This is a genomic window from Synechococcus sp. HIMB2401 (genome assembly GCF_042883245.1).
GTDB lineage: Bacteria > Cyanobacteriota > Cyanobacteriia > PCC-6307 > Cyanobiaceae > Parasynechococcus.
Genome location: NZ_JBDJKK010000004.1, coordinates 211,494 through 237,444, shown reverse-complemented (window position 1 = coordinate 237,444; position 25,951 = coordinate 211,494). Strand labels below are relative to the sequence as shown.

General features: G+C 61.7%; 29 protein-coding genes. 9 read left to right on the top strand and 20 right to left on the bottom strand.

What is annotated here, in order from left to right; all coding sequences use genetic code 11:
• Positions 1 to 196 precede the first annotated feature (196 nt).
• Positions 197 to 1,129, top strand: a complete 933-nt coding sequence (locus tag AAXE93_RS10730; RefSeq protein WP_390130659.1) for a YihY/virulence factor BrkB family protein — start codon at positions 197 to 199, stop codon at positions 1,127 to 1,129.
• Positions 1,130 to 1,182: 53 nt separating this feature from the next.
• Entirely contained in the window at positions 1,183 to 1,533 is a 351-nt protein-coding gene (locus tag AAXE93_RS10725) for a hypothetical protein (protein WP_390130657.1), read from the top strand.
• On the opposite strand, the gene AAXE93_RS10720 is transcribed toward AAXE93_RS10725, so the two are convergent.
• The 8 genes from AAXE93_RS10720 to AAXE93_RS10685 all read right to left on the bottom strand — a co-directional run bounded on the left by AAXE93_RS10720 (position 1,509) and on the right by AAXE93_RS10685 (position 7,210).
• Positions 1,509 to 1,862, bottom strand: a complete 354-nt coding sequence (locus AAXE93_RS10720) for a DUF2834 domain-containing protein (protein WP_390130655.1) — start codon at positions 1,860 to 1,862, stop codon at positions 1,509 to 1,511. The two genes, AAXE93_RS10725 and AAXE93_RS10720, sit on opposite strands and share 25 nt — an antisense overlap.
• Positions 1,855 to 2,124, bottom strand: coding sequence for an exodeoxyribonuclease VII small subunit (gene xseB / locus AAXE93_RS10715; RefSeq protein ID WP_390130653.1), 270 nt, complete (start codon positions 2,122 to 2,124; stop codon positions 1,855 to 1,857). Before xseB ends, AAXE93_RS10720 begins: the two co-directional genes overlap by 8 nt.
• Positions 2,124 to 3,287: an exodeoxyribonuclease VII large subunit gene (xseA, locus tag AAXE93_RS10710; RefSeq protein ID WP_390130651.1), complete on the bottom strand. Its 1,164-nt coding sequence runs from the start codon at positions 3,285 to 3,287 to the stop codon at positions 2,124 to 2,126. The genes xseB and xseA overlap by 1 nt, the downstream gene beginning before the upstream one ends.
• Positions 3,277 to 3,453 carry a hypothetical protein gene (locus AAXE93_RS10705; protein ID WP_390130649.1) on the bottom strand — a complete coding sequence of 59 codons (177 nt, stop codon included), beginning with the start codon at positions 3,451 to 3,453 and terminating at the stop codon, positions 3,277 to 3,279. Before AAXE93_RS10705 ends, xseA begins: the two co-directional genes overlap by 11 nt.
• A 112-nt stretch (positions 3,454 to 3,565) precedes the next feature.
• Entirely contained in the window at positions 3,566 to 3,706 is a 141-nt protein-coding gene (locus AAXE93_RS10700) for a chlorophyll a/b-binding protein (RefSeq protein WP_011365253.1), read from the bottom strand.
• A gap of 87 nt (positions 3,707 to 3,793) precedes the next feature.
• Positions 3,794 to 6,298: an ATP-dependent helicase HrpB gene (hrpB, locus tag AAXE93_RS10695; protein WP_390130647.1), complete on the bottom strand. Its 2,505-nt coding sequence runs from the start codon at positions 6,296 to 6,298 to the stop codon at positions 3,794 to 3,796.
• Positions 6,299 to 6,520: 222 nt separating this feature from the next.
• Positions 6,521 to 6,904, bottom strand: coding sequence for a hypothetical protein (locus AAXE93_RS10690; protein WP_006851931.1), 384 nt, complete (start codon positions 6,902 to 6,904; stop codon positions 6,521 to 6,523).
• Between the two features lie 33 nt (positions 6,905 to 6,937).
• Entirely contained in the window at positions 6,938 to 7,210 is a 273-nt protein-coding gene (locus tag AAXE93_RS10685) for a DUF2973 domain-containing protein (protein WP_390130644.1), read from the bottom strand.
• Between the two features lie 102 nt (positions 7,211 to 7,312).
• On the opposite strand from AAXE93_RS10685, the gene AAXE93_RS10680 reads away from it, so the two are divergent.
• Positions 7,313 to 8,485 (top strand): trypsin-like peptidase domain-containing protein, encoded by a 1,173-nt coding sequence (locus AAXE93_RS10680; RefSeq protein ID WP_390130671.1) that lies wholly within the window; start codon positions 7,313 to 7,315, stop codon positions 8,483 to 8,485.
• A gap of 10 nt (positions 8,486 to 8,495) precedes the next feature.
• Here AAXE93_RS10680 and AAXE93_RS10675 read toward each other — a convergent pair whose 3' ends face one another.
• Together AAXE93_RS10675 and AAXE93_RS10670 are read right to left on the bottom strand one after the other, a co-directional pair.
• Positions 8,496 to 8,684, bottom strand: a complete 189-nt coding sequence (locus tag AAXE93_RS10675) for a hypothetical protein (protein WP_390130642.1) — start codon at positions 8,682 to 8,684, stop codon at positions 8,496 to 8,498.
• 114 nt (positions 8,685 to 8,798) lie between these two features.
• The gene (locus tag AAXE93_RS10670) at positions 8,799 to 10,523 is read right to left on the bottom strand and encodes an ATP-binding cassette domain-containing protein (protein WP_390130640.1); all 1,725 of its coding nucleotides are present in this window, start codon (positions 10,521 to 10,523) and stop codon (positions 8,799 to 8,801) included.
• Positions 10,524 to 10,587: 64 nt separating this feature from the next.
• On the opposite strand from AAXE93_RS10670, the gene AAXE93_RS10665 reads away from it, so the two are divergent.
• The gene (locus AAXE93_RS10665) at positions 10,588 to 10,770 is read left to right on the top strand and encodes a hypothetical protein (protein ID WP_390130672.1); all 183 of its coding nucleotides are present in this window, start codon (positions 10,588 to 10,590) and stop codon (positions 10,768 to 10,770) included.
• Here AAXE93_RS10665 and AAXE93_RS10660 read toward each other — a convergent pair.
• The gene (locus AAXE93_RS10660) at positions 10,748 to 10,978 is read right to left on the bottom strand and encodes a hypothetical protein (RefSeq protein WP_390130638.1); all 231 of its coding nucleotides are present in this window, start codon (positions 10,976 to 10,978) and stop codon (positions 10,748 to 10,750) included. The genes AAXE93_RS10665 and AAXE93_RS10660 overlap by 23 nt on opposite strands.
• Positions 10,979 to 11,025: 47 nt before the next feature.
• Positions 11,026 to 11,325, bottom strand: coding sequence for a hypothetical protein (locus tag AAXE93_RS10655; RefSeq protein WP_170950927.1), 300 nt, complete (start codon positions 11,323 to 11,325; stop codon positions 11,026 to 11,028).
• A 105-nt stretch (positions 11,326 to 11,430) separates the two neighbouring features.
• Here AAXE93_RS10655 and AAXE93_RS10650 point away from each other — a divergent pair, with 105 nt between their 5' ends.
• Complete coding sequence (locus tag AAXE93_RS10650) at positions 11,431 to 11,724, top strand: hypothetical protein (protein WP_011365246.1); 294 nt, start codon at positions 11,431 to 11,433, stop codon at positions 11,722 to 11,724.
• On the opposite strand, the gene AAXE93_RS10645 is transcribed toward AAXE93_RS10650, so the two are convergent.
• Genes AAXE93_RS10645 through AAXE93_RS10620 form a run of 6 tightly spaced genes read right to left on the bottom strand, consistent with a single transcriptional unit; the run spans position 11,721 to position 19,662 of the window.
• A complete protein-coding gene (locus AAXE93_RS10645) occupies positions 11,721 to 12,860 on the bottom strand; it encodes an anhydro-N-acetylmuramic acid kinase (protein ID WP_390130635.1) in 1,140 nt (379 codons plus the stop codon). The two genes, AAXE93_RS10650 and AAXE93_RS10645, sit on opposite strands and share 4 nt — an antisense overlap.
• A gap of 4 nt (positions 12,861 to 12,864) precedes the next feature.
• Positions 12,865 to 13,569: a TrkA family potassium uptake protein gene (locus tag AAXE93_RS10640; protein WP_115131749.1), complete on the bottom strand. Its 705-nt coding sequence runs from the start codon at positions 13,567 to 13,569 to the stop codon at positions 12,865 to 12,867.
• A 24-nt stretch (positions 13,570 to 13,593) separates the two neighbouring features.
• Positions 13,594 to 15,009 (bottom strand): TrkH family potassium uptake protein, encoded by a 1,416-nt coding sequence (locus tag AAXE93_RS10635; RefSeq protein WP_390130633.1) that lies wholly within the window; start codon positions 15,007 to 15,009, stop codon positions 13,594 to 13,596.
• A gap of 29 nt (positions 15,010 to 15,038) precedes the next feature.
• The gene (locus AAXE93_RS10630; RefSeq protein WP_390130631.1) at positions 15,039 to 16,856 is read right to left on the bottom strand and encodes an SLC13 family permease; all 1,818 of its coding nucleotides are present in this window, start codon (positions 16,854 to 16,856) and stop codon (positions 15,039 to 15,041) included.
• Positions 16,844 to 18,520, bottom strand: a complete 1,677-nt coding sequence (gene hflX, locus AAXE93_RS10625; protein ID WP_390130629.1) for a GTPase HflX — start codon at positions 18,518 to 18,520, stop codon at positions 16,844 to 16,846. Before hflX ends, AAXE93_RS10630 begins: the two co-directional genes overlap by 13 nt.
• On the bottom strand, positions 18,517 to 19,662 hold the full coding sequence (locus tag AAXE93_RS10620; protein ID WP_390130627.1) for an NAD(P)/FAD-dependent oxidoreductase: 1,146 nt from the start codon (positions 19,660 to 19,662) through the stop codon (positions 18,517 to 18,519). The genes hflX and AAXE93_RS10620 overlap by 4 nt, the downstream gene beginning before the upstream one ends.
• Positions 19,663 to 19,729: 67 nt before the next feature.
• Between AAXE93_RS10620 and AAXE93_RS10615 the strand changes: the two genes are divergently transcribed.
• Both AAXE93_RS10615 and AAXE93_RS10610 read left to right on the top strand, forming a co-directional pair.
• A complete protein-coding gene (locus AAXE93_RS10615) occupies positions 19,730 to 20,497 on the top strand; it encodes a phosphoadenylyl-sulfate reductase (RefSeq protein ID WP_390130625.1) in 768 nt (255 codons plus the stop codon).
• Positions 20,498 to 21,223: a type III pantothenate kinase gene (locus tag AAXE93_RS10610; protein WP_390130623.1), complete on the top strand. Its 726-nt coding sequence runs from the start codon at positions 20,498 to 20,500 to the stop codon at positions 21,221 to 21,223.
• Here the strand turns inward: AAXE93_RS10610 and bcp are convergent.
• Positions 21,201 to 21,668: a thioredoxin-dependent thiol peroxidase gene (bcp, locus tag AAXE93_RS10605; RefSeq protein WP_390130621.1), complete on the bottom strand. Its 468-nt coding sequence runs from the start codon at positions 21,666 to 21,668 to the stop codon at positions 21,201 to 21,203. The two genes, AAXE93_RS10610 and bcp, sit on opposite strands and share 23 nt — an antisense overlap.
• A 92-nt stretch (positions 21,669 to 21,760) precedes the next feature.
• Here bcp and AAXE93_RS10600 point away from each other — a divergent pair, with 92 nt between their 5' ends.
• Complete coding sequence (locus AAXE93_RS10600; protein ID WP_390130619.1) at positions 21,761 to 22,372, top strand: alpha/beta hydrolase; 612 nt, start codon at positions 21,761 to 21,763, stop codon at positions 22,370 to 22,372.
• On the opposite strand, the gene AAXE93_RS10595 is transcribed toward AAXE93_RS10600, so the two are convergent.
• Positions 22,361 to 24,574, bottom strand: a complete 2,214-nt coding sequence (locus AAXE93_RS10595; RefSeq protein WP_390130617.1) for an AAA family ATPase — start codon at positions 24,572 to 24,574, stop codon at positions 22,361 to 22,363. The two genes, AAXE93_RS10600 and AAXE93_RS10595, sit on opposite strands and share 12 nt — an antisense overlap.
• Positions 24,575 to 24,737: 163 nt before the next feature.
• Between AAXE93_RS10595 and AAXE93_RS10590 the strand changes: the two genes are divergently transcribed.
• Complete coding sequence (locus AAXE93_RS10590; protein ID WP_390130615.1) at positions 24,738 to 25,814, top strand: efflux RND transporter periplasmic adaptor subunit; 1,077 nt, start codon at positions 24,738 to 24,740, stop codon at positions 25,812 to 25,814.
• Positions 25,815 to 25,951 lie beyond the last annotated feature (137 nt).

The window sequence follows — 25,951 nt, the reverse complement described above, 5'->3', positions numbered from 1 at the left end:
GTGAAACGCATCAGCGGCGACGATATTTGGGGGGTAGCCCCCTGAGAAAATAGCTCGATGCCAGGTAAAACATTCTCCAAATAGGTTGATGATGTGCTGATTGCTGAAGCGATCACCATCACCACCCGCGAAGAAGCCACCTCAGCATGAGGTGGCTTTTTTGTTGTAAGGTTTTAGTAGTCTTTTGCGCTCATCTGTGCCAAGACGTTCACTAGTTCGACGTTTAAGTGGTCAGATTTGGAAGGCTTGTCAGCGTTGGAATAATGCTGAGTGCGTTGATTTAAGTGCTGCTTTTGCATATTTCGTTCTTCAGTCGTTCTTTCCGCTGCTTCTCATTGCGTTGTCTGTTGCCGCAAGGGTGTTTGGCAAAACGGACAGTGTGGATAATGTGTTGGCCTCGGTGACGCAGGTCTTGCCGCCGTCAGCAACCAGTCTTGTCGATTCGACCTTGCGTGGGTTGGTGGATCAAGGCTTTGGCGCTGGAATCCTCGGTGTTGTCGTTTTGCTTCTTACGGCCAGTAATGCTTATTTAACGCTCCAGCGTGGAGCTGATCGCTTGTGGTCTGAGATTCTGCCCGAGCCATCAATCGGTTTGTCTTGGTGGCAACAGGTTGGACAGTTTTGTAGAACACGTGTTGAAGCCTTTCTGACGGTTTTTGCCATATCTGTTTTGATCGTTTTTCAACAGTTGGTGCTCAGTATTGGGCAGCTCCCTGAGGACATTCTTGGCTTATTGGATGGCGTCGTTCCTGGCTTGATGGGGATCGTGCGCTCAAGTCCCATTCTTCCTCTCGGGCGGATTCTTGTTCCTGCGTTGATCTTGTCTTTGATGGCTTGGTTGCTTCAGGTGGTGTTGCCCAGTCGTCGTGTTCCTGCAATTCCTCTCATTCCCGGCTCGTTGTTGATTGGATTCGGTCTCGCCTTTCTCAATAAAATTCTCAGTTTGAGTATTGTTTCTCTGGGTAATCGCTATCAGGCTTATGGCGTGATTGGTGGTGTTTTGGTGTTAACGCTTTGGGTTTGGTTGGTGGGTGTGATTCTTTATTTTGGCCAGTGTTTGAGTGTGGAATTGGCCGCAGTTCGTTTTGCGAAACCACGGCTCGGGGAACCGAACAGCGCGGCGCCTTGAACTTTGATTTGACTCTGCGAAGCTGATTCGACGGACCTCTTCCGTTGATGCCCATGAATCGATCACCAGCAGTGTTGTGGATCGGAGTTGTGTTGCTCCTGCTGCTGCCAACCGCTGCAGGTCGACTCTTGCTTGATCTCGCCGGTGGCGTGTTGCTGGCTCTTTTGGCACTTCCTTTGATCCTTTCCGGTCTTGGTTGGATTGGTTGGAAGCTTTTGCAGTCCCGGATGATCAGCTGTACTGCCTGCGGTGCAACGGGTCTGAAGGGGGCTGCAGTTTGTGCCGTATGCGGCACTCCCTACGCCAGTGCGGGAGGCAGTCCGGCTGATGCGGCAGCCCCGTCTGCACCTGCCAGTGATCTCACCATTGACGTGGTGGCTCAGGATGTGGATTCCGATTCCTGAGCCTGAAGCTGCCGTTCCCGTAGGAACAAGAAAAACGGAGCAGCGCAGGCAAAGGCCACACCGAAGCTCAGGGGGATGGCCAGCCACCAGCCTTTGATCTTCTGACGTGGTCCTTCCACACAGATCCACAGCGTGACGGCACTGGCCCCCACCAGTAGATCAGCGCTCAAGGAGCGTGACGCGGCTGTGCTGCTGGCATCAGCGATGAATCGCGCTAGATCAAAGGCTTGTCCACCGCTTTCGGCGATGAATTCCAGGTTGGCCTTCCAGGGCAGGATCGCTCCCAACACAGCAAGAAGCAGATAGATCCAAGGCAGGGCTCTACGCATCGGTTGTGGCTTTAAGAGTTGTGGGATCAAGCTCGACAATCGACTGCTCCACGCTGTCGAGCAGGCTCTGACACCGGTTCAGATACACCTCGCCATGGAGCACTTTTTGCTGCAAGTCCGCCAACGGAACACTGTCGTTCTGTAGTTCAGCAAGCAGCAGATCCAAAGCCTGCATGGCTTCCTCGTAGCTCAGTGTCTCGGCATCCTTTCGCCACGTATCGATGCGATCGCGTCGCTCTTTGCTGACTTGGCGCTTGCTCATCAGGAGGAGGTGTTGGGTGCACTGGGCTGGATCTGATCGACCCGAGCTTCAAGGCTTCCGTCGCTCATTCGAATGTTGAGCTGATCACCGATTTTGACGGATTCCAGGTCTGAAATGGGGTCGCCGGCGGTGTTGCTGATCAGAGCCAAGCCGCGTTTCAGCCAGCGTTCCGGTGATAGTGCCTTGAGCAATTGCTGCCTGTGAGCCAGTGCCTGGCGTTGGCGTTGGATCTTTTCCAGTGGAGACTGTTGCTGAAGGGCTACGTCTCGATCTTGAAGGCGCTGACGTTCGCGAAGGATTCTCCCCAGCAGCACGTCTTTCAATCGGCTTTGCCGTTGCGCTAATCCCTGGCGTTCCGCCTCACGGTCGGGCAGCAAGGCCACGATCGCTGCCGTGGGCGTGGCTGCACGATGGTCTGCTACCAGATCGGCGACGGTGAGATCATCCTCATGCCCCAGGCCCGTCACCACCGGTATGGGGTAGTTCGCCAGCAGGCGGCAAAGCGCCTCGTTGTCGAACACCGCCAGGTCTTCCCGGCTGCCACCGCCGCGGGCAAGCACCAAAGCTTCCAGTCCCAACTCATCTGTGCGCTCGGCCAGGGCTTCCAGGGTGCTGATGATCATCGGTGCCACGGAACCCTGCACCGGAATTGGCACCACGATCAGCTGCGTCATGGGCCAGCGTTCCGCCGCGGTGCGGAGCATGTCGGCCAAGGCGGAACTGGGCACGCTGGTGAGCACCGCGATCGAGGCGGGTTGTCTCGGAAGAGGCCTCTGATGGCTTGGGTCGATCACCCCCTCCTGTTCCAGCAGCTGCCGCACCCGTTCAAAGTCGCGCAGCACCGTGCTGAGGCTTGGCCGGATGTCCAGCGCCTGAACGGTGAGGCTGGCTCGTGCTGCCCAAAAATTGAGCTTGCCCACCACGGTGACGCCGTCACCCTCTTTGGGTTGATAGCTCAATTGGGCCAGCTTCGAAGCCCACACCACACCGGAAATGCTGGCGGAGCCGTCGGTGAGGGTGAGCCAGAGGTGGCCCTTTTTGAGTTGTGGCCGGGAGACCGTTGCTTCCAGTAAAAAACGCGGCGCAAAGCCGCGTTCCAGCAGGCTGCCGATGGCTGTGTTCAGCTCAGCAACGGAATAGGTCGGAAGACGATCAACGCTCAAGGCGGCTGTAGGCGTAACCCCAGTAGATGCAGACAACGGCTGAGATGCTGGTCAACACAACGCCCCAGTGTTGGTGGATCTGGGTGGCACCAATCGTGCAGATCACCAAGGCGCTGCTGAGCAGCCTTGATCCATCACGTCTGTTCTGAACGTAAAGCGGTGCCAACGACTGCCTCAGTGGAATCCTCCCCACTGTGCTGCATCAGCGGAGGCTGGTGGAGAGGCAACAAAAAAACCCCCGGCGAACCGAGGGGTTTTGTGAATCCGCGGAGCGGAAATCAGCCGAGGCCGATCTGGGAAAGGATGCCTTGGCCGGTCAGGAGCTCGGTGCCGAGGCCGATCACGATGCCCAGCATGGCCAGACGACCGTTCCAGGTCTCAGCGAAGTTGACGAAACCGAAGCGTGCGTTGTCAGACATTGGTTGAACCGGTTGGTTATTAGCCAATGTAACAAAGGTTGGAGTTTTGTTGAGTGTGTTAACGGCTACCCGCCGGGCTTTTCCTAGTCAGGATTGCTGACCATTTGATTTGCGCTTGGTCCGGGCAGTCGGCAGCGCCTGGCGGGGATCTTCGGGCCAGGGATGCTTGGGGTAGCGGCCTCGCATTTCCCGGCGCACCTCCTGGTAGCTGCCTTCCCAGAAGCCTTTGAGGGCGCGGGTGCGTTGCAGGGGGCGTCCGGCTGGTGAGAGCAGCTCCAGCGTGACGGGGATTTGGCCATTCAGCACGTGGGGGCCGTCGTCAGATCCGAACATCTCCTGCAATTTCACGGCGAGGATCACTTCGTCGGCGGTGTAAAGCAGCGTGGCTTGCCGGCCGGAGGGGATCGGGATGCGGCGCGGCAGCAGGTCATCAAGCTGTTGCCTGAAGCTCCAATCCAGATCGCCCCAGAGTGCTTCTTCCAAGGCTGTTGCGCTGATGTCGTTCCAGCCCAGGCAGCCTTCCAGGCTGGGGCCAAGCCAGGTGTCAGCCTGCTCCAGCAGGGTTGTCAGATCACGATCAGGCCAGGGGGCGCCCACCTGTTGGTGCATCCATGCCAGCCGTTGGCGCAGTTGATCGCTGCTCTCTGTCCAGGGCAGGGCATCAAGGCTGGCATCCTTCTTCAGCTGCTCGATCAGCAGGGTGCTGCACAGCGCTGCAGCTGGCGAAGGTTGTGGCGTTCGGCGCACCACCAATGCCCCCAGTTTGAGCTGGCGTTCGGCACGGACCCGCTGGCGTTCGGGATCCCAGCTGGCCTCGTCCTGCCAGTGGCCGTCTCGCTCAGCGATGCTCTCCAGGGTGCTCTGGCTCACGGCCACAGCCATCTGGATCTGAGTGTCCCGGCCGCCCATGTCGACCCTGGCGACGGCCAGGGCTGGACTGCCCTGGAGCGGATCCCAGGGCAGCAGGGTGGCTCCGCGGCCCTGACGCAGCTGATAGCGACCGACCTGGCCTGGACGCTGTTGCGCCAGCCATTCCGGAAAGGCCGCCAGGATCAGATCGCCAGCATTGACGGAGGCGTCTCGCTCCTGGGCTGAGGCCCCCAGTCGCTTCAGTTGGCGGCGAAGCTGCTGGCTGAGCGTTCGCAGAGATGGATGGCGCTGGATGCTGTTGAGCCGGGCCTCGAGATCGCTGCCGATCTGGCGGCGATCGAAGGGATCCCGTTCGCTTAGGATGGCGGCCAGATCGCACCCCAGCTGGGGGACGCCCTGTTCGTGGGCTTCCACCAGCAGCATGCCGAGACGAGGGTGAACGCCGAGGCCGCCGATCAGCCGGCCCCGCTCGCTGATCCGGCCGTCGTGCTCCAGCAGGCCGAGCTGTTGCAGGCCGTGCTGTCCCTCTTGCATGGCTGCTGCGGGGGGAGGGTCCAGCCACGGCAGCTCTTCCCCCAGTCCAGCCCCCCATTGGGCCAGTTCCATCAGCACGGGCTGGGGATCTGCTAGCAGCAGTTCAGGGGGGTGAAAGGGGGGGCGCCGCTGTTGCTCTGCCGGTGACCAGAGGCGGATGCAGTGGCCCGGGCATTGCCGGCCTGCCCGGCCCCGGCGCTGTTCCGCACTGGCCAGGCTGGAGGCGGTGGTCTCCAGGCCCTCCATGCGGGTGTTGGGGTCGTAGCGCAGTTGACGGCTGAGGCCGCTGTCAATCACCAGGCGCACCCCATCAATCGTGAGAGAGCTCTCGGCAATGGCGCTGGCCAGGATGATGCTGCCGTCTTGGTTGGGCTCGCAGCGCTGTAGGGCTGAACTCTGTTGCTGCAAGGGCAGTTGACCGTGCAGCGCCTGAATCTTCCAGTTCCGCAGGGACGGGGCGGCCGTCAGGATCTGCTTGCAGCGTTCAATCTCCGCCAGCCCCGGCAGGAAGACCAGCACACCGCTGCCCTGCGGTTGGTCGAGGGCGTGTTGCTCGATGGCGCGTAAAACCTGCTTTGGCAGGGGTTCGTCCGGCCGTGGTGGTTGGTGGTGGGTGTCCACCGGGTAACAGCGGCCCGGGCTTTCCAGCACCGTCGCTTCGGGCAGCCGTTCCCTCAGATCGGATAGATCCAACGTGGCCGACATCAAGATCACGGCTAGATCTGGATTCAGTAGCGGCCTCGCCTCGCGCAGCAACGCGAGGGATAGGTCCGCGTCGCGCCCCCGCTCATGAAATTCATCGAAGATCACGCACCCCACCCCATCCAGTGAGGGATCGCTCTGCAAGCGCCGCAGGAAGAGTCCGTCGGTGATCACCTCCACCTGGGTGCGATTGGATCGCCTCTGTTCCCCGCGCACGGCATAACCGATGCGCGCGCCGATGTCTTCTCCAAGGCTCTCGGCAAGACGGGCGGCGGCCGCTTTGGTGGCCAGTCGCCGAGGCTCGATCATCCAGATTTTCTGATGCTCTTCAAGAACGCTCTGGCCTTCTGTCAGGGCTCCGATCAGCGCCAGGGGGACCCGTGTGGTCTTGCCCGCCCCCGGCGGTGCCTGGAGCAGAACCGTTTCCCCTGGGCGGACCGCAGAACAGATCTGCTCCAATAGGGCGTCGATCGGAAACTGGCTCAACGCGGTGTTGCCGCTCGATTCACGGGATGAGATTCATCAGGCCGAAAAGCACCAGGCTGCTGATGGCGCCGACGGCCGCCAATAGCCGCACCAACGGACCGATGGAAACAACAAGGGAGGCCATGAAGACTTTCTTAAAGGCCGGATTAATTCCGGTCTAGCCCCCTTGTCAGTGGCATTGCTGCATTCATTCGCACGCCTTTACACAACCCCCGTGCTGGATCAGCGCACGTGGCGGGTCCCATCCACGGGGTGGTACTCCTCTCCTGTGAGTTCTTCAAACACGATGGCCGGGAGACCGGTCTCGAACATGGTCTGCAGGGCTTCCTTGAGATAAGGGTTCCAGCCTCCGGTGCTCACCTGGCCATGGCGGACTGTCCAGTCCCAGGTGCCCTGAAGGTCGCGGGGGATCCGGCCTTCCCGGTCACGACGGGCCACCAGGTCCAGAGATTCCACAAGTCCCACGGTGATGGGGTCCTTGCCGTAGGCCGGAGTCAGGCTCAATTCCAGGCGGACGGGGTCTTCCTTCATCAGCCGAAGCCGAAACCGTGGGGGCAGCTTGAGGCCTTTGATGACCGCGGCAACGATGCGTGTTCTCTGATCCACTCAGGCGACCCCTGTCGACTTCAAGCGCCCAATTTATTCAGTGCCGGGTCCAGCGGCCGTCGAGGCTTCGTCATCGTCACCGCCAAAGCGCACCGTCAGCAGGGCTTCTTCCGTGATGCGTCCCTCGCTATCCAGCAGTTCTGGGTGGACGGTGACCTGGCCTGTGCGGTCGTTCGGAACGTTGCTGGGCGTGCTGTTGATCGGACCGCTGGCAGCGCGGAAACCCTTGCTCATCACGCGGAAGGCCTGCCACAACAGGGCCACGAACAGCGCTCCGTAGATGAGCGGAAACAGCGAACCGAGCATGACCCTCCGACCCAGCTGAATGTCTTCATTCTCACGCTATCGGGACCCCGGTCGCATGTGGTCACAGCTTTGACACGGAACGTGGCTGTTTTCGGATCTGCTCTGCGTAGCGTCGAGGCAGCCGATCGCCCTGAAGCTGTGGTCAACTCCCCGTCCCGCTCGTTTGTCGCCTCTGCTCTGGCGGGGGGAGTGCTGGTGGCCGGCGTGTCGTCGCTTCCCTTGATCGTTGGCTCTCTGCAAGCCGAGGCGCGCCCGGAGATCCGTCGCGACTCGTTTGTGGCTGCCGCTGTGAAGCGCAGTGGTCCGGCAGTGGTCAGCTTGGAGACGGCGCGGACCGTCAATCAGTCCAGTGTTGCGGGTGTGCCGCCGGCCCTGATGCAGGACCCTTTGTTTCGCCACTTCTTCGCCATCCCACGCGCCACAGCACCGCGCTCCAGGGTGCAGCGTGGCCAAGGCAGTGGAGTGATCTTCGATGCCAAGGGCCTGTTGCTCACCAATGCCCATGTGGTGGAGGGGGCGGATCAACTCACCGTGGACCTCTCCGATGGCAGGAGGGTGCCTGCCCGAGTGGTGGGCAAAGACAGCCTCACCGATCTCGCGGTGGTGCGCCTGGTGGGCTCCGGGCCCTGGCCGGTCGCGGATCTGGGCGATTCCGACCGGCTCAGCGTGGGCGACTGGGCGATTGCCGTGGGCAATCCCTTTGGCCTGGAGAGCACGGTGACTCTGGGAATCATTAGCAACCTCAACCGCAACGTTGCTCAGTTGGGAATTTCCGGCAAACGTCTTGACCTGATTCAGACCGACGCGGCGATCAATCCTGGTAATTCGGGTGGGCCACTGCTCAATGCCGATGGTGAGGTGATCGGCATCAACACCTTGGTGCGATCAGGGCCTGGGGCGGGTCTAGGTTTTGCCATTCCGATCAATCGGGCTCGAACCATTGCCCAGCAGCTGGTGGCCAGCGGAAAGGCCCGTCATCCGGTGATCGGCATCCGTCTGTCGCCGGTGCCCCGGCCCACCCCCACATCCCCGGTGCCGCCAGGTGCGGTGATTCGCGCTGTTCAACCTGGAGGGCCGGCGGACCGCGCTGGGCTCAAGGTGGAGGATGTGATCCTTCGCTTCGATGGCCAGGCAGTTGCGGGCCCAGCTGCGGTGGTCAGTGCCATTGAACGCCGCGGTGTCGGTGCCACGGTTGTGCTCGAGGTGCAGCGAGCTCAGAAGCGGGTCTCGATCAACGTCAAGCCCGTCGATTTGTCGGCCTTGGCCCCTGGCTGAAGCTTTGGGCTCAGGCGTCGTCGGCGTCCCTCAGTTGTTCGACGCATTGGGTGATGCAGTCGCCATCGTCGAGCGAACAGGTGGTGATGCACTGAAAATAGGTTTCCACGGCGTCCCAGGTCTGCTCATGGGGGGGCGGACCGGGGGCTGTTGAACCGCCAACGGGTTCGCTGTTGCCGGGGCCGGAAACCATGCTCATCGGGGCTGGAAGGTCAGTTTTGTCAGCCTATGCAGATGAAAACAGCAGGTAAAGAGAAATAAGTCTTCCTGCCTAAACCTGTGTGAAGTTTTCGTTGCCGTCGCCTGATGCCAGTCAGGCCGCCTTTTTACGGCGGGCGTCGCGTGCCTTCTGCTTTTCCTTGTTGGCCCTCCGCTTGGCTTCCCGTTCTGCAGCCAGTTCTTTCTCCTTGGTGGCTGCCCTTTCCTCCTCTTTCTTCTCGAGGTAATAGTTGTAATCCCCGCGATACAACACCAGCTCGCCGTCCCGCAGTTCCACGATGCGGTTGGCAACTCGGGAGATGAAATAGCGGTCGTGGGAGACCAGCAGCGCGGCTCCCTCGTAGGCCATCAAGGCGTCCTCGAGCATCTGCTTGGCGGGGATGTCGAGGTGATTGGTGGGCTCATCCAGAACCAGCAGATTGCATGGGGTGAGCAGCATCAGGGCTAGGGCCAGACGGGCTTTCTCTCCGCCGCTGAGCTTCCCGACTTCCTTGAACACCGTGTCGTTGCTGAAGCAGAAACTGCCCAGCAGCGAACGAACCTGGGTCTGGGTCCAGTCGGGAACCGCTTCGTACATCGTGTCGATCACGGTCTTGGACAGATCCAGGGCTTCGGCCTGGTTCTGTTCGAAGTACCCCGCAATCACGTTGTGCTCCCCAAGCCGGGCACTGCCTTCATCAGGGGGCTCAACCCCCATCACCAGGCGCAGCAGGGTGGACTTGCCTGCACCGTTGGGGCCCACGAAGGCAATGCGGTCACCCCGCTCCACCTCCAGTTCAGCCCCCAGGAACAGAATTTTGTCTCCATAGCTGTGGGTGACGTTGTCGATCAGGGCAACCTGGGCTCCGGAGCGCGGGGCAGGAGGGAACTGAAAACTCGGCCCGGCCACGGATTCGATCGGCGCCTCCACCCGTTCCACCTTGTCCAGCTGCTTCTCACGGCTCTTGGCCTGGGTGCTGCGGGTGGCACTGGCACGGAAGCGATCGATGTAGGCCTGTTGCGTGGCGATCTCTTTCTGTTGCCGTTCGAAGGCCGCCTGTGTGGCCTCCCGCTCCAGTTGTTTCTGTTCCAGGTGGGCGGTGTAGTTGCCGAGGTAGCTGCGGGACACCCCCCGTTCGGTGGAAACGATCTGATTGCAGACCCTGTCGAGGAAGGTGCGGTCGTGGCTGATCACCACAAGGGCTGCGCTCTGCTCCAGCAGGTAGTTCTCCAGCCACTGGATGGTTTCGACATCCAGATGGTTGGTGGGTTCGTCCAGCAGCAGCAGATCCGGTTCCTGCAACAGGATTTTCCCCAGGGCGATCCGCATCTGCCAGCCCCCGGAATAGTCCTTCACCTGCAGCTCAGCGCCCTCCGGGGTGAAGCCGATCGTGGGCAGGAGCTTGTCGATGCGGGCATCGAGTTCGTAGCCATGCAGTGCTTCGAAACGGCTTTGCAGCTTTCCCAGTTCTTGGATCAACTGGTCCAGATGGTCGGGATCCTCCGCAGCCCGTTCGGAGCCCATCGCCTCTTCCACCTGCTTCTGCTGGTTCATTACCTCGGCCGCTTCGCCGAAGGCTTGAAACAGTTCCTGGCGCACGGTGCGCTCCAGGTCCACGTCGAATTCCTGCTGGAGATAGGCGATTCGGGGCTCCCCTTGCCGAACCACCTGGCCGCTGGTGGGCTCTTCGTGTCCGGCGATCAAACGCATCTGGGTGGACTTGCCGGCGCCGTTCACCCCCACCAGGCCGATCCTGTCTCCGGGTTTCACCTCCCAGGTCACGGCCCGGAGCACTTCCCCCGTGGGGTAGATCTTGCTGACGTTTTCGAGTCGCAGCACCGGCGGAAGGCGTGATGCCCTCCATCATCCCTGTCGGCAAACTGGTGAAGGTTCCCGGAGGCTGGTGGCCATGCTGAAACTGGAGCAGCTGGCCGCGCTCGTGGTGGCCGCAGGATTGGCGATTGTGAGTTATCTGCTCTTCTTCAGTTGGGCCGGAGGTGGCGGCTACGAACGCCGTGAGCGCGCTGAGCCCCAGGCGCGTCTGATGCCCGAAGCCCCCGAGCTCAAAGACCGCCTCTCGCCTTGATCAGCCAGCGCTTGCTGTCGTCGTCGTCAAGGCTGGCCAGATAGTCGCGCACTTCTTGGGTCGTGACAGGTAGCCCCAGCTGGTCGCCCAGGCTGCAGATGCTGGCCATGGCGCCGTTGGGATCCTGGAGCGCCTGACGGAACAGGGCCTGGGTCTGTTCCGTATTGCTGCTGATTCGGGCGTACAGCGATGCGGCGTTGGAAGCCATCTCGATCTGAGCAACTGCTCAAACGCTATTCAGCACCGAGAGTCTTGTCAGGCAGCTTGTTCGAGGCCGTCATCGTGCTGTCCCAGGGCCGAGGCGTCCTTCATGCTGCGGGCGTCCATGCAGAGCACCTTGCGCAGTTGGGCGTAGTTGGCGGCCTGGGTGCTGCGCCCTTCCTGGGAAGCGCCGTATTCGGCCCGTTGCAACACGTGGTGCAGGTGGGTCAGCAGATAGGTGCTGATCACGGCTGACACCAGCACGTCGCTGTTTTCAGCGCTGCGACGGGGGCGTCGGGACCGAGCGCGGGTGCCGGCTGGGCTGCGACGGGAGCGAGGTGTGGCTTGGGTCATGGGGTACTCCGAGGAGGACCAATGCCCCCACCATAGTCATGGATACTACCCTTGACCATCTCTGTACACTTTTTAGTAGCAGAGCCCCTCCCAGGGGATCCGGTCGTGCCCACCCGTCAGACCTCATCCAGCGGGAAGCCCAAGTCCCCGAGAATTCAGGTGGTTCTGCCAGAGGATCTCTGTGCGCGTCTCACGGCGATGGCGGAGCTGGAATCCCGCACGGTGAGCAATATGGCGAGGGTGCTGATCCAGCAGGGGGTTCAGCGCCATGAGCAGGAGTTAGAGGCGTCCGCACCGGCGCCGACCCGCGAGGAGCGCCTGCGGTCTGCCCTGGAATCACAGCAGCCCCGCCGTCTGCGGGGCGCCCCCCGGCGCCTGCGCCTGCACCGGCCCGGTTAGGCCGGCTCCACCCGCGTGCCAAGCACGGCCTCCTGAGAGGCTCCGGTGACAGCGGGCACATTGCCGGGATGCCCCCTGTGGTGCCACCAGGCCAGCAACGCGAAGACCAGCGCTTCTCGGGCTTCCGTCGGCACCCCCAGACTGCTGCTCGTATCGATTTGTGCTCCTCGGCAGCGCCGCCGCAGCTCATCGATCAACACCGGGTTTTGGCTGCCACCTCCGGCTGTGATCAGTTCGATCGGTGCGATCCCAACGCTCTGCCGCAGACGTGCCAGATCTTGGGCAACCACAGCGGCGGAAAAGGCCGTCAGGGTGGCGATGGCATCTGCCGCTGAGGCTCCACCGAGCTGACGTAGCCGCCGGTTGAGGTCGTCCTGCCCGAAACACTCCCGTCCCGTGGATTTCGGTGGTGCCAGCTGGAAGTACTCCTCCTGGAGCCACCGCTGGATCCAGCCCTCATCCGCATGGCCCTGAGCTGCCATCGCTCCACTCTTGTCGAAGCTTTGGGCGCCATTGGTGAACTGGCGCATGCCCAGGTCAATCAGGCTGTTGGCGGGGCCGCAGTCCCATCCCAAGATCGCGGCATGCCGATCCACTCCACCGCAGGGGGGGATAAGGGTGAGGTTGGCAATGCCGCCCAGGTTCAGCACTGCCCGCCAGCCCTGCGTGCGCCCCAGCAGTGCCGCATCGGCCCGAGGCACGAGCGGTGCTCCCTGTCCCCCTAACGCCAGATCAGCGGCGCGGAAGTCATGCACCACCGGCCTTTGCAGCAGATGGGCCAGCAGCGGGGCCTGAAGAATCTGCCAACTGGCCCCCCGTGCCCCTTGGGCCGGCGGGCGGTGCCAGACCGTCTGGCCATGGCAACCGATCAGCTCAGCCGTTGCATCGGGGTCGCAGGCCTTCACTGCTTGGGCTTGAACCTCCGTGATGGCTTCCGCCAGCTCCAGCCATCGGGATGCCGGCATCGGTGCACCCTGGCCGGCTGCCACCACCTGCTGCTGAAGTTCGAGCGGATAGGGCTGATGGTGGTGGCGAAGCAAGGACCACTTCGGATGTTGAGGTGGGCCGTCGAGGTGCACCAGCACGGCATCCACACCGTCAGCACTGGTTCCGCTCATCAGCCCGAGGCAGTGCATCGGCTCAGTTTTTGGGGAGCCGTTGCAGGTCGTCCACCAGTCCCATCACCACCAGCAGGTGCCCCTCCTCCAGCACGTGGGATGCCGGTGGGTTGACCATCAGGCTGCTTTGCGGTCCTGCCGCCAGCACGTTCACCCTGAAGTTCTTGCGCAGATTCAGATCCCGTAGCGACCGCCCCACAAACGGTTCCGGAACCTTGATCTCCTCGATGCAGTGCTGTTCATCCAGGGCCAGCCGCTCCATCAGGTTGGGGCGGACCAGTTCAAGACCCAGGCGCTCACCCTGCATGCGCGAGGGAAAGATCACCCGGTCGGCCCCCACCCGCTTCAGCATTTTTTCGTGGAGGTCGCTCGTTGCCCTTGCGATCACCTGGCGCACGCGGCTGCCCTCGCTGTCTTTGGCGATCAAGGTGGCGGTGATGCTGGCCTCGATCGGTTCACTGATCGCCACCACGACGGTGCCCATTTCAAGCACGCCGGCTTCGCGCAGGGCCTCTTCATCGGTGCAGTCCACGACGCGGGCCTCCACGCTGGGCTCCACCTGACGCAGTTCATCCACCGCCCGCTCAGAGCGGTCCACGGCCAGCACATCCGCTCCGTTCTGAAGCAGTTCCCGGCAAACGGCGATGCCGAAACGGCCTACGCCGATGATCGCGAAGCCGAGTCTTTCGCTGCCCTGGGCCGGGCTCCACTGCCACCACTCCTTCATCGCTGCCTCCCCCGCTGATCGCGCTCAGACATACAGATCCTCGCTGGGGTAACCGACTCGATTCTGGCGATTCATCTGGATTTGTTCCTGCGTCATCGCTTCCCAGATCGCACTCAGCAGCAAGAGGATCCCCAGCCGTCCCACAAACATTCCCACCATCAGCACCGCCTGGCCGAAACGGGGGAGTTCGATGGTGACTCCCAGGTCCAGGCCCACCGTGGCAAAAGCGGAGATGCAGGTGAACAGCATTTCCATAAAGGTGAATGAATCCTTCCCGTTCAAATTGCTGGCGATGCTGATCAGCATCGCCATGGCCATCACGAACAGCAGGGAGCCCACCGTGATGCCGACGGCTCTCAGCACTACCTTGTCGCTGATGCTTCTGTTGCGGATCACTACCACCTCCCGGCCCCGCAGGGTGGAGCGGGTGGCCGCCATCAAGGCGGCCACGGTGGTGGTTTTTATCCCGCCACCGGTGCCGCCAGGGCTGGCCCCGATGAACATCAGCACCATCAGCAACAGCAGGCTTGATTCGGTGACGGTGTCGAGCGAGAGCGGAAGGGTGCTGAAGCCTGCTGTGCGTGCCGTGACGGATTTGAACAGGGCTGTGAGCCACCGCTCAGACCAGGGCATGCCCGCGAAGACCTCCCCCTGGTTCAACCATTCCGTCAGGGCCAGCCCCCCTGCCCCGAAGACGATCAACAGCAGGGTGGTGCGCAGCACCAGGCGGGAGTGCAGGCTCAGCCGCCGCCGGCTTCGCCGTCTGCGCAGCAGCTGTGTGGTCAGATCGCTGGTGACCCGCCACCCCAAGCCGCCGGCCACGATCAGCAGCATCACCACGGCATTCACAACCCCATTGCTGCGGTAGCGCTCGAGGCTGTCGCTCCAGAGTCCGAATCCCGCATTGTTGTAGGCCGAGATGCTGTGGAACACCGCAGCCCAGAGGCGTTCGCCCTGGTTGGGGATGTCATCGAAGCCGAAGTGATACAGGATCACAGCTCCCACCAGGATCACCAGCGTCGCCGTCAGGGCAATGCCACGAAACGTGCGCCCAACGCCCCCAACGCCAAATTCATCCAGGGCTTGCCCCCGATCCAACCGGCGACGCAGGGCTGTCCCCTGCACCACAAAGCCCTGGAGAAATGTGGTGATGGCCATCAAGCCAAGGCCCCCCGCCAGGATCATCAGGGCCAGCACCGCCTGGCCGAAGGTCGTGAGATCGCTGCCGATGTCGATGATCGACAGGCCCGTCACGGTGATGGCTGATGTGGCCGTGAACAGAGCTTCCCAAAGCCCCACGCGGCTAGAGGAGCACAGCGGAGTGGCCAACAGCAACGTGCCGATCAGCACCACCAGCAATCCAGTCACCACGGTGAACTGGGGAACCGTGAGCCGACGATGCCAGCCCTGGGTGCGTTCGATGGCTCTTCCGATCGGCACAGGAGCGGGCGAGATCTGACCAGTGTTGTTCAGGATCCGCCGTAATGCCAGAGAATCAAGGCCGGCACGATGATGGTCATGATCAGCGTCAGGCCAATTCCGTAGCGGGTGACGTCGAGAAAGCGATAACGGCCTGGACCGAACACCATCAAATTGGTCTGGTACCCGACGGGCGTGAGAAACGACTGACTCGCACCGAACAGCACTGTGATCAGCAAGGCGGTGGGAGACAGCTGAAGTGATGGGGCCAGTTGCACCGCGACAGGCGCCAGCAGGGCCACCGAGGCGGCATTGCTCATCACCTGGGTGAGCAGCGTGGTGCCGATGAAGACAACCATCAAAGCGGTATAGCTCGGCCAGCCCGCCAGCCCCTGCTGGAGCACTAGGGCGAGGGCATCGGCGAGGCCCGTGCTCTGCATGGCCACGCTGAAACTGGTGAGGGATCCCAGCAACAGGATCACGTCCAGCCGGATCGAGCGCTGCAGTTCACCAAGGCGAAGGCAACCGGTGGCGACCACGCTCACCATGGCCAACAGCGCAGCCGCCACCAGGGGAATGGGGGTGAGCGTCGGCAGCAGCAGCATCGCCAGAGCAATGCTGACGGCCACGGGCTTGCGCCGCACGGTGGGAAGGTCATCCTCCAGTCGATCCAGCACCAAGAGGTCGTTGCTGGCCTGCAGGCCGCGGATGGAGTCGATCGGTGCCTGCAACAGCAACACATCGCCCTCCCGCAGGATCACCTGGCCGAGGCGTTCCTGAACAGTCTCCTGGCCGCGGCGAAGCGCGAGCACTGTGGCGTTGTGGCGTTGCCGGAATCGCAATTCCCGCAGGCTGGCGCCGGCCAGGGTGGAACCAGCCGGCAGCAACACTTCCACGGTCTTCTGACCGCTTGATTCTTCGGTGTAGATGCTGAACCCGGCGTTCTGCCCCTGAGTTGTGAGCTGAACCGTGTGATCCTGCTGGAGACGCAGTAGATCGGGGCGGGTGACCCGCAGCAGCAGACGATCGCCGGCTTCAAGACGACGGTCCGCCAGGGGGGGCAGCAGCCGCTCTCCACCGCGTTGCAGCTCCAGAACGTCCACGTCGAAACGGCGCTGCAGCCGACTGTTCAGCAGTGAGTGCCCCACCAGCTCCGAGTCGGGGGGGATGCGCACTTCTGTGCAGTAGCTGCTCGTTTTGCTGGTGTTTCCCAGGTCATCCGTCGTGGCACCGCGGTCCGGTAACAGCACTCTCGGAGCCATCACCAGGTAGGTGGCCCCGGCCAGCCAGACCGGCAGGCTGATCAGCGTGAAGCTGAACAGATCTAGGGAGCCGTAGCCCAGTTGCTCGCTGATGTCGCTCACCAACAGGTTCACCGAGCTGCCCAGTAGCGTCAGGGTGCCTCCCAGAACCGTTGAAAACGACAAGGGCAAGAGCACCCGAGATGGCGAGATGCCGCGCCGTTGGCACCAGCCCTCCACCACGGGCAGAAGCGAGGCCACCACGGGGGTGTTGGGAACAATCCCTGACACCGGGGCGATCACGAAGGCCATTAGTGCGATCAGACGCCGCGAAGACCGGATCCGCTCCGAGGCGATCAGATCTCTGAGTCGATCCAGGGCACCGCTCTTGAACAGTGCCGCGGAGACCGGGAACAGGCCTAACAGGGTGATCAGTGCAGGACTACCGAACCCCGCCAGAGCCTCCTGGGGATTGAGCACCCCGGTAGCGATCAGCAGGCTCAAACTCAGCAAGCCGGTGAGCTCCGGTGCAATCAACCCGGTGATAAACAGCACCACTGCCAGAGCCAACACGCCCAGGGTGATCAAGGCCTGAGGGTTTTGAAGAGCGCTGCTCAGCTCAGCCATGGCGGCGAGTCGCCAGTCATCAATTGTGGCGATTCTGCCCCGGGATCAAAAAATTGCTCCCGCAGCCACTGTTTCAGGCCCTGCAGCCCATCGCCCCGCACCGCCGACAGGAACAGGGCGTCGGGTTCCCGCTGATGAATCATCTCGATCTCAGTTGCTTTACAGCGGTCGATCTGATTGGCGATCACCCGTCGCAGGGCGGTGCTGCCAAGGTCGTCGAGCAGCCGATGCACCGTGTCCAGGTGGCCTTGCCAGTCGGGGTCAGCAAGGTCGACCACCAGCAGGAGCACATCGGCATCCAGCGCCTCCTCCAGCGTGGCGCGGAAGGCCTCTACTAGTGGGGCGGGGAGATTGCGGATGAAGCCCACCGTGTCGGTGAGCAGTAACCGTTCGGGGCGTGCCCCAGGGCAGGGAAGGTCGAGTTTGCGGGTGGTGGGGTCAAGGGTCGCGAACAATTTGTTTTCCGCCAGAACGCGATCACTGGCTCGTTTGCCGCACAAGGCATTGAGCAGGCTGGATTTGCCCGCGTTGGTGTAGCCCACAAGAGCCACCCGCGGCAGACCACGCCGCTGATCCCGCAAGCGGCTGCGGTGGGATTGAAGTTGGCGTTGATCTCGAAGCAGTCGTTCGATGCGTCGGCTGATGGCTCGACGGTCCTTTTCCAGCTGTGTTTCTCCAGGGCCGCGCGTGCCGATGCCGCCGCCCTGCCGCGACAGGCTGCTGCCCCGTCCCAGCAGGCGCGGCAGCCGGTAGCGCAGCTGAGCCAGTTCCACCTGAAGTCTCCCTGCAGCACTGCCGGCCCGCTGGGCAAAGATGTCGAGGATCAGCTCACTGCGGTCGGAGACCGGGCAGCTGAGCAGCCGTTCCAGATTGCGGGCCTGCACGGGGGTGAGCTCCCTGTCGGTGATGACAAGGGAGGCCTGGCAGCGGCGGATCTCGAGGGCGGCTTCCTGAAGTTTTCCGGAACCCCAGAGCGTCTGGGGATTGGTTTGGCCCCGGCGCTGGCTGGTCCGGGCCACTGGCTCGGCACCGGCACTGCGCACCAGGCCTTCCAGCTCAGCCAGATCCCGCTGGTCGCGCTGTTCATCGCCACTGGTGAGCGTGAGCAGAAGCACCCGCTCGTCTCCGGTTGCGGCACTATTGCTTTCGGGATGGGGTTCGTCCGGTGTGAGGACGCAAAGATCCCTCAAGTCGCCCTGTTCAAACAGTCTCCAGCCATCGGCTTGAGACGGGTCTGGAATCAAGAGTTCGGCCGGGCGAGCTCCATCGGCCCCTGGGCAGGGTGCAAAGCGCAGCCAGTGCCGAGGAGCGATATCAAGGGCGACCACGGCGTCGCGGGGATCTGAATTCAGCCCTTTGCGGGCGAAAGGGCAGCTGATCAGTCGCCAACCCCCGCTGCTCCGCCGCGGCGTCCCCGGCAGATGCTGCTGCAGCGAATCGCTGCCGGTGAGAGGCCCCAGCCAGAGCAGGCGACAGAGGCCACGGCCATCCAGCACCAGGTGCAATGCCATCTCCAGATCCAGCACCAGCTCGGCCAAGCGTTCGAGGCTCAGGAGATCGGCGCCGCAGTCTTCGGGATGACGGCGATGACTCAACCGCTCCAGCTGCCGTTGCTGGCTCGGGCGCAGACCACGGCAACGCCCGCCGAGGTGAGATTGCTTCACCGGTTCAAAAACCAGGCACCTGCAGAGCGCAGACCCAGAGAGATCCCTGGCAGACGCGTGAGATAGGTGGCCCGTCGCAACTGGAAGGCCAAGGGGCCGGCCAAGGTGAGCCCCATGCCGGTGAGGGTGGCCTCACCGACACCGAGGCTGAGCATTTCGCCTCGGTCCTCGAACTGGAAGGGTTGTGGCTCCTCCTCCATCCGCAGCTGCGCGATGGCTGCGGCCGTGGCATCGCCCTGTTGCATCGCCACCTGGGCGCTGGCGGGCCATGGGCTGCCAGGCCGGGCTGAGAGATCCCCGAGGGCGAACGTGTTGGTGCAGCCCACCAGGCGCAGGTCATCGTCAACGGCCAGGCGCCCCCGTTCCAGCACGGGTGTGGGTGAGATGGAGGGGATGGTGGGACTGCTTCCTGCGGTCCAGATCAGGCCTGAGTGAGGCAGAACAGCACCGTTGGCAAGAACAGCAGTGTTGGATTTCACTTCACTCACGCTGGTGTTGAGCTGGACCACCACCCCTTTGCGTTCCAGTGCTGCCTGGGCCCGCTCGCGATTGAATGCTGTGCTGCCGGGAAGGATTTCATCGCCCATCTCCACCAGGCGAACGCTGGCAGCACCGTCGATCAGATCCGCCAGCTTGCAGGCCAGTTCCACGCCGGTGGGTCCCGCGCCAACAATGATCAGCCCGGCCTCTCCATCCCGTTGCTGGTGCAGGGTGTTGAGCCATTGCTTGAGGCGGCTCACATCGCTGAGGTCACGGAAGCCGGAGCTGTGTTCCTTGACGCCTGGAATGCCGAAATCATTGGCTTTCGAGCCCGTCGCCAGCACCAGTTGTGACCATCCCAAGCGGTCTCCGGAGGCCAGTTCGATGCTTTGGCTGGTTTGATCGATGCCAACAACGCTGTCTTTGATCCAGCAGATGCCGTTGTTCAGCAGTTGGTCGTAGCGGGGGGCCACCTCCCAGCTTTGAAGTTCATCGCTGAGCAGTTCGTACAGCAGCGGTTGAAAGAGGAAGCGATCCCGCGGTTCGACCAGAACAATGGGGCAGTTGGGCTGCCGTCGCTGAAGAGCAAGTGCTGTGAACAGGCCTCCGAATCCACCGCCAACGATCACCACGGCATCCGATGGGGACGAGGGTGAACGCATGAAGGGATCTGCCGGTTCTCAAACGATAGGAACCACACCCGGTCCCGCGACAAGGGAAGATGGCGTGATGACGGAGGCTCCTGAGGTCATGGTGCCCATGGCGGTGCAAAACGAGTTGCTCGAAGGACGCAAGCTGCTGGAGTCGATGGAGCCGCAGCAGCGTCTGGCCTGGGGGTTGGAACAGTTCGGTGAGAATTTTGCTCTCACCACGAGTTTCGGGATCCAATCGGCTGTTCTCCTGCACATGCTGAGGACCCTCCCCGGCGGTGATGCTGTGCCGGTGATCTGGATCGATACCGGTTATCTGCCTCCAGAGACCTACACCTATGCCGATCAACTCACCCAGCAGCTCAGGATTCGTCTGGTGGTGAGTCAGAGCGAGATGTCCCCGGCTCGGATGGAGGCCCTGCACGGGCGGCTTTGGGAGTCCGGTCGTGTGGAAGACCTGGAGACCTATCACCGGATCCGCAAGGTTGAACCCCTGGAGCGATCCCTCAACGACCTGAACACACGCTGCTGGGCCAGCGGCGTGCGGCGTGGCCAGACCGATCACCGCCGCGCAATGACCGCTTTGGATCCGATTCGGGAGCGTTGGTCATTGCGCCCCCTGCTCGAGTGGACCAAGCGCGATGTGTACTACTACATGCAGGACAACGACCTTCCCCAGCATCCATTGTTTGAACAGGGTTATTCCACGGTCGGCGACTGGCATTCCAGTGGTCCTGATGTTGGCGATCTGAGTGGCCGCGACACCCGCTTCGGTGGATTGAAGCAGGAGTGTGGAATTCATCTGCCACAGGAGGTGAATGAAGGGCTGATGGGTGAAGGCATCTGAGTGACAGGGTCTGTACAGGACGTCGGCCGCGCCCTGCTGATTGGTAACAGCCGTTGGCATTGGGCCCAGCGCCAAGGCAACACTGTCCGCATTGAGCATGGTCCTCCTGACCCTGGTCGCATCGGGACCAACCCTCCGGTCTGGGCGGCGGTGGGGCCGGTGCCGGAGCCGCTCATGGCCCACCAGGATCTGCGCATTCGCCTTGAGGATGTGCCCTTGCCTCAGGCTCCTCCTTGGTTGGGGGTGGATCGCGCTCTCGGGGCTTGGATGGCCTGGCGTTGCAGTCAGGAGCAACAGCTCGACTGTTCCAGGGGGTTGCTTCTGGTGGATGCCGGCACCGTGTTGAGCCTCACCCGGGTGACGGCAGACGGCTGTTTTGGAGGCGGACAGCTGATCCCTGGCTATCGGCTCCAGCTCCAGGCCATGGCCGATGGAACCCTCGGCTTGCCATCAACCCCTGAGGATCTCGACAACGACGCTCTGCAAGAGCTCTTCCCACGGCAAACCGTGGCCGCCATGCAGCGCGGTGTTCTGGAGGCGATGTTGGCCTCCATTGCGGCGGCTCAGCAGCATTCCCAAGGCTTGCTGTGGATCTGCGGTGGGGACGCTGCCCTGTTGAAGCGTCATTGGTCCGGTGCAACGGAGCTATTGCAGCTGGAGGGTGATCTTCAGTTACAAGCACTGCTGAGCCTGGGGGCTGGGCTCAGCTCAGCCCGAGATCGCTGATCAGGGTGTCGGCCATGGTGGCCGCTTTTACCTTGAGATAAATCCGCTCGAGTTTTCCTTCTTCATCGATCAGGAAGGTGTGGCGCATCATGCCCATGTATTCGCGCCCCATGAACTTCTTCAGCCCATAGCTCTCATAGAGGCTGGCCACGGCACAGGGCTCCTCATCGGTGAGCAGGGTGAAGGGAAGTTCGTGCTTGTTAATGAATTTGTTGTGGGAGGTGGCTCCGTCCTTGCTGACACCCAAAACGGTGATGTTGTTGGCTTTCAGTTGCTCCCAGCGATCGCGGAAGTTACAGGCTTCTTTGGTGCAGCCCGGGGTGTCGTCCTTGGGATAGAAGTACAGAATAACCTTCTTTCCGCGCAGTGAAGCGAGGCTGATGGGATCACCGTTTTGATCGGGAAGGGTGAAGTCGGGGGCGGCGTCGCCGATTTGCAGACTCACGGAAAGGGCTTGGTCAGTGGCGGCAGCGTACGGCCCTCAGGACAAGACTGTCCGTGCTGCCTACGTTGCAATCAACCTGCAGCTGTTGGGCCATGGCGTCGCGGATCCGGGTTGAGCAAATCGCAGGTTCCCTGGCATCTCTTGTTTTTTGTACGTACCTCGCGGTCATTCCTGGACCGTTTTCAAAAGCAGGTATTCAGCAACCGGTGCGCTGGAACACGGGTGGCTCAGTTAGCACAACCACTTACAGCGAGCTCGAATCCTTTCTTGTTGACGGCGAGGTCACAGACCGTGCTCTTGAGGACGCCATTCGGATGTCTGGCTGGACTGCTGAAGAGCTCCGTTTTGGTTTGAACAAGACCTATGCAGTTGACCTCGCCGGTGTATCCCGGTTCCTTTATTCCGACTCTGGTAAAGCCTTCCTGGATGATCAAACAAGGTCTTATGTCCCTTATTGGCGCCAAAAGGCGACGGCGGCAACGGCTCTACGGGCCGCCATCATCGCGGATGCCAAGGATGGGCTTATTAGCTCAATTGGCATCATGAAACAGCTGCCCGTCGCCTTCCGTATATCCGATAAAGGACCGAATGACGGCAGGCAGAGGGTTTGTGCTCCTGACAAGGTGAGCGGAGCTCAGTCCACTTCTCTGCTGTCCTGGTACGTCTTCCTGCCTGCTTGCATCAAAGCCAATTCAGAGCTCTGATCTCTTTGTTTCAGCCCAGGCTTCGGCGGTTTTTTTTGATGGCGTGCCGCGCTCGCCTTGGATCAATAGATGGCGCATCGGCAGTCGCAGGCCGACCTCGCCCAAGTCGTTCAACGATTGGCGCAGCTGCGTCATCACCTCCTTGCTGATCTCCCCCATGGCCTGCCGGTAGGGCGACCCTTCGGCAAGCCATCGCTCAGCCAGTTCGTTGCCCCCTGGAAGCGTGAGATTTTCCAGCCACTCTTCACAACGGAGCTGCCAGCCGGCGTTTGTAAATAACTCGTCCGGACGCTGCTGCCGCTCAAGCCATTGCTGTTCTTGAGCCACAAGATCGCTGAAGAGCTCTGTTGGATCGCCGTCTTGCAGCAATGCACCGGCAGGCCCCAGTTCGGCGCGGCTGATCAGCAGCCGTAACCCCGTAGTGGGCTCGGCATGTTGGTTGATTGTCTCCAGCAGCTCCGTCCAGTTCTGCCTTTGAAGATCGGCTGCGGCGAGTCGTCCTCCGATCCAATCGAAGGCTTGGCTTTCGGGCAGAGCATCGAGGTTGCCGGTTAACAGCTCTGGTCGATGCTCCGGCTCGAGCAGATCCATCTGCGCTTCCAGCCGGCTGCGGTCGGCTTCGTTCTCGCAAAGCACGGTCACGCCTCCTTCCGGGGTGGCCCTCAATGGATCGAGGGCCCATATCAGCGAGCGCATCCCCAGCAGCAGTACCCGATCTCGACGGGTCCAGGGGATCTCCCGCCAGAGCCGCTCGCGCAGGCGCTGCAGTCGCTCCCCCTCCTGCCCTAGTTGGCGCTGCACCCAGCGTTCCACGCCCGGACGTTGGGGCCCGCTGCTCAACAGCAAAGGCTGGTCGGCCGCCAGTTCCGCGGCCGCGGCGAGTTGGGCTGCCCGGCGTTCCGCCATCCGCTCGCGTCGTTCCCCCTCCCAACCGAGTTGGCCGGGCTGCCAGAACACCTCGCCTTGCAGGGGTATGGGGAGGTATTGCTGCTCCACCCAGTGTTCTGCGTAGGCATGGGGGTAGCGGTAGCCCACGCCATCGCCGAAGGCGGCTCCATCCCGGTTGGCATCGCGCAAATGCCCGGGCACGTCCTGTTTTTGCGCATCGCGCACGGTTTTGAGGGCATCAAAGAAGCCCAGAAGGCTGTTGCTCTTTTCGGTGCCTGCTAAGTACAACGCTGCCTGGGCCAAGGGATACAGGCCTTCGGGCAGCCCCACCCGTTCGAAGGCTGCGGCACAGGCCTCCACCACAACGATGGCCTGCGGATCGGCCAGGCCGATGTCTTCCCCCGCTGCAATCAGCATCCGCCGAAAAATGAAGCGGGGGTTTTCACCGGCTTCCACCATGCGTGCAAGCCAGAACAGCGCCGCATCGGCATCGGAGCCCCGCAGCGATTTGATGAAAGCGCTGATCGTGTCGTAGTGGGCATCGCCGTGTTTGTCGTAGAGCACAGCCCGCTGCTGAATCGATTCCTCGGCGATGGCCAGGTTGATCTGAATCACTCCGTCGCCATCGGGTTCGGAACTCTCCACCGCCAGTTCAAGGGCATTGAGCAGGCTGCGGGCGTCTCCTCCCGCCACATCAACGAGATGTTTGGCGGCATCGCTGTTGATGACGATGGCGTGGTCGCCATAGCCCCGCTCAGCGTCCGCCAGAGCCCGTTGCAGCAGCCGCTGCAAATCATCCGGCTCTAGTGGCAGTAAACGAAACAGCCGAGAGCGGCTGACCAGCGCTTTGTTGACTTCGAAATAGGGGTTTTCTGTGGTGGCACCTATCAGAGTGACGGTGCCGTTCTCCACCCATGGCAGCAGCGCATCCTGCTGGGCACTGTTAAAGCGGTGCACTTCGTCGATGAACAGGATCGTGCGCAGGCCATGCCGTTCAAGGCGTTGGCGTGCAGCATCCACCTCGATCCGTAGGTCTTTGACGCCGGCCAGCACGGCGTTGAGGCTGCTGAAGTGGGCGCGGGTGTGGTTGGCAATGATCCGCGCCAGGGTGGTTTTGCCGACCCCGGGCGGGCCATGCAGGATCAGGTTGCCGACCCGATCGGCCTTGATGGCACGGCGTAGGAGCCGTCCGTCGGCCAGGATTCCGCTCTGACCTTCAAATTCCTCCAGTGTGCGCGGCCGCATGCGGTCGGCCAGGGGGGCCAGCCGCCGTCGTTGTTGCTCACCGTGAAAAGCGAAGAGGTCCTGAGCCAACACACCATCGGCGATACCCCAGTGTCCCTGAAGTTCTCAATCAGTGCTTGAGCTGGTCCAAATCGGACGCTTTTTGAGTCTGCCTGTTTCCAGGCTTGCAAATCTTGCCGGCCCGTTTCTTACCTTATGACCACCTCATAATCCATTTCAAAGCCTTTTTGTCGTGCCTCATCTGCAGCGCCTCCTGCTTACCGTCGCGGCTCTGATCACGGTTAGTTCCTGCAGGAGCGAAGCACCAAAGCTGCCGCCGCCGCCGAAGGTTCAGGCTGCTGCTGCTCGGCTGGTGGAATTCACCGAGGGAATTGATACCGTCAGCACGCTCGAGGCAAGCAACCTTGTGGAGTTGGCTGCTCAATCGGGTGGACGAATTGAGCAGCTGAAGATTCGCCAAGGTGATGAGGTGGATGCCGGTCAGCTTCTGCTGGTGCTTGATCAAGACAAGGAAAAGGCCAACGCCGACACTGCTAAAGCCAATTACGAGCGTTATGCCTACCTGGCTGAAGTGGGAGCAACGTCGCAGAAGGAGTTGGATCGCTACCGGACTCAGTACATCGAAGCGAAGGCCAAGCTCAGTTACAGCAATCTCACTTCACCCTCCGCCGGCACGGTCGCTGACGTGAAGGTGAAAGTGGGTGATGTGATCCAGCAGGGCCAGGTCTTCACCAGCCTGGTCCAGAACAATGAACTGGAAGCAAGGGTGGAAGTGCCGGCGATCTTCTCGGCCCGGCTGCAGGAGGGCCAGCCTGTTTTGCTGATGGCCCCTGGCAGTGAAGAAATAATTGCCACAGGCGCAGTGGAATCAATTGATCCACGCATCAACCCCAACACTCAAGGGCTGCTCGTTACGGCAGTTTTCCCAAATACCGACAGAAAACTTCGGGATGGTTTGCGACTGCATACGCGAGTGCAGATCAAGGCCGAGGAAGAACTGGCCGTTCCCTTTGCCGCTGTCACCCAGACCTCGGGTCAGAGCTTTGTCTTCCGCCTCGGAAGTTTCGATGAGCTAAGGGCGAACCCTGGCAAGGCGGATTTAAAGAGGCTGGAGCTGGGAATTAAGGCCGGCAAGCTTCCCGCGAACGCGCAGTTCGCCTTACAGACGCCGGTCATGGTGGGCGAACTGGAGAACAACCTGTACCCAATCACTAAGGGCCTGAAACTGAATCAGAAGGTGGCCACCACCAACCTGCTGAACCTCAGACACGGGATGCCTGTGCAGGTGCAACCCGCCAAGGCGAACTGAGGTTGATCGATGTCTGCTTCCAATAACTTCATCACCAAACCGGTTCTCAGCACGGTTTGCAGTCTTTCGATCACGGTCGTGGTCGCTGGGTGTTTATCCACAGCAATCAATAAGCCACCCAGAGGGGTGGCTTTGGC

Bases quoted from the DNA above. Each gene is read 5' to 3' on its own strand.
- AAXE93_RS10725 (WP_390130657.1), top strand. From the start codon at position 1,183: ATGAATCGATCACCAGCAGTGTTGTGGATCGGAGTTGTGTTGCTCCTG.
- AAXE93_RS10720 (WP_390130655.1), bottom strand. From the start codon at position 1,862: ATGCGTAGAGCCCTGCCTTGGATCTATCTGCTTCTTGCTGTGTTGGGA.
- xseB (WP_390130653.1), bottom strand. From the start codon at position 2,124: ATGAGCAAGCGCCAAGTCAGCAAAGAGCGACGCGATCGCATCGATACG.
- AAXE93_RS10700 (WP_011365253.1), bottom strand. From the start codon at position 3,706: ATGTCTGACAACGCACGCTTCGGTTTCGTCAACTTCGCTGAGACCTGG.
- AAXE93_RS10685 (WP_390130644.1), bottom strand. From the start codon at position 7,210: ATGCTCGGTTCGCTGTTTCCGCTCATCTACGGAGCGCTGTTCGTGGCC.
- AAXE93_RS10675 (WP_390130642.1), bottom strand. From the start codon at position 8,684: ATGAGCATGGTTTCCGGCCCCGGCAACAGCGAACCCGTTGGCGGTTCA.
- AAXE93_RS10660 (WP_390130638.1), bottom strand. From the start codon at position 10,978: ATGGCTTCCAACGCCGCATCGCTGTACGCCCGAATCAGCAGCAATACG.
- AAXE93_RS10655 (WP_170950927.1), bottom strand. From the start codon at position 11,325: ATGACCCAAGCCACACCTCGCTCCCGTCGCAGCCCAGCCGGCACCCGC.
- AAXE93_RS10645 (WP_390130635.1), bottom strand. From the start codon at position 12,860: ATGCACTGCCTCGGGCTGATGAGCGGAACCAGTGCTGACGGTGTGGAT.
- AAXE93_RS10640 (WP_115131749.1), bottom strand. From the start codon at position 13,569: ATGAAGGAGTGGTGGCAGTGGAGCCCGGCCCAGGGCAGCGAAAGACTC.
- AAXE93_RS10630 (WP_390130631.1), bottom strand. From the start codon at position 16,856: ATGGCTGAGCTGAGCAGCGCTCTTCAAAACCCTCAGGCCTTGATCACC.
- AAXE93_RS10620 (WP_390130627.1), bottom strand. From the start codon at position 19,662: ATGCGTTCACCCTCGTCCCCATCGGATGCCGTGGTGATCGTTGGCGGT.
- AAXE93_RS10615 (WP_390130625.1), top strand. From the start codon at position 19,730: ATGACGGAGGCTCCTGAGGTCATGGTGCCCATGGCGGTGCAAAACGAG.
- AAXE93_RS10600 (WP_390130619.1), top strand. From the start codon at position 21,761: ATGGCGTCGCGGATCCGGGTTGAGCAAATCGCAGGTTCCCTGGCATCT.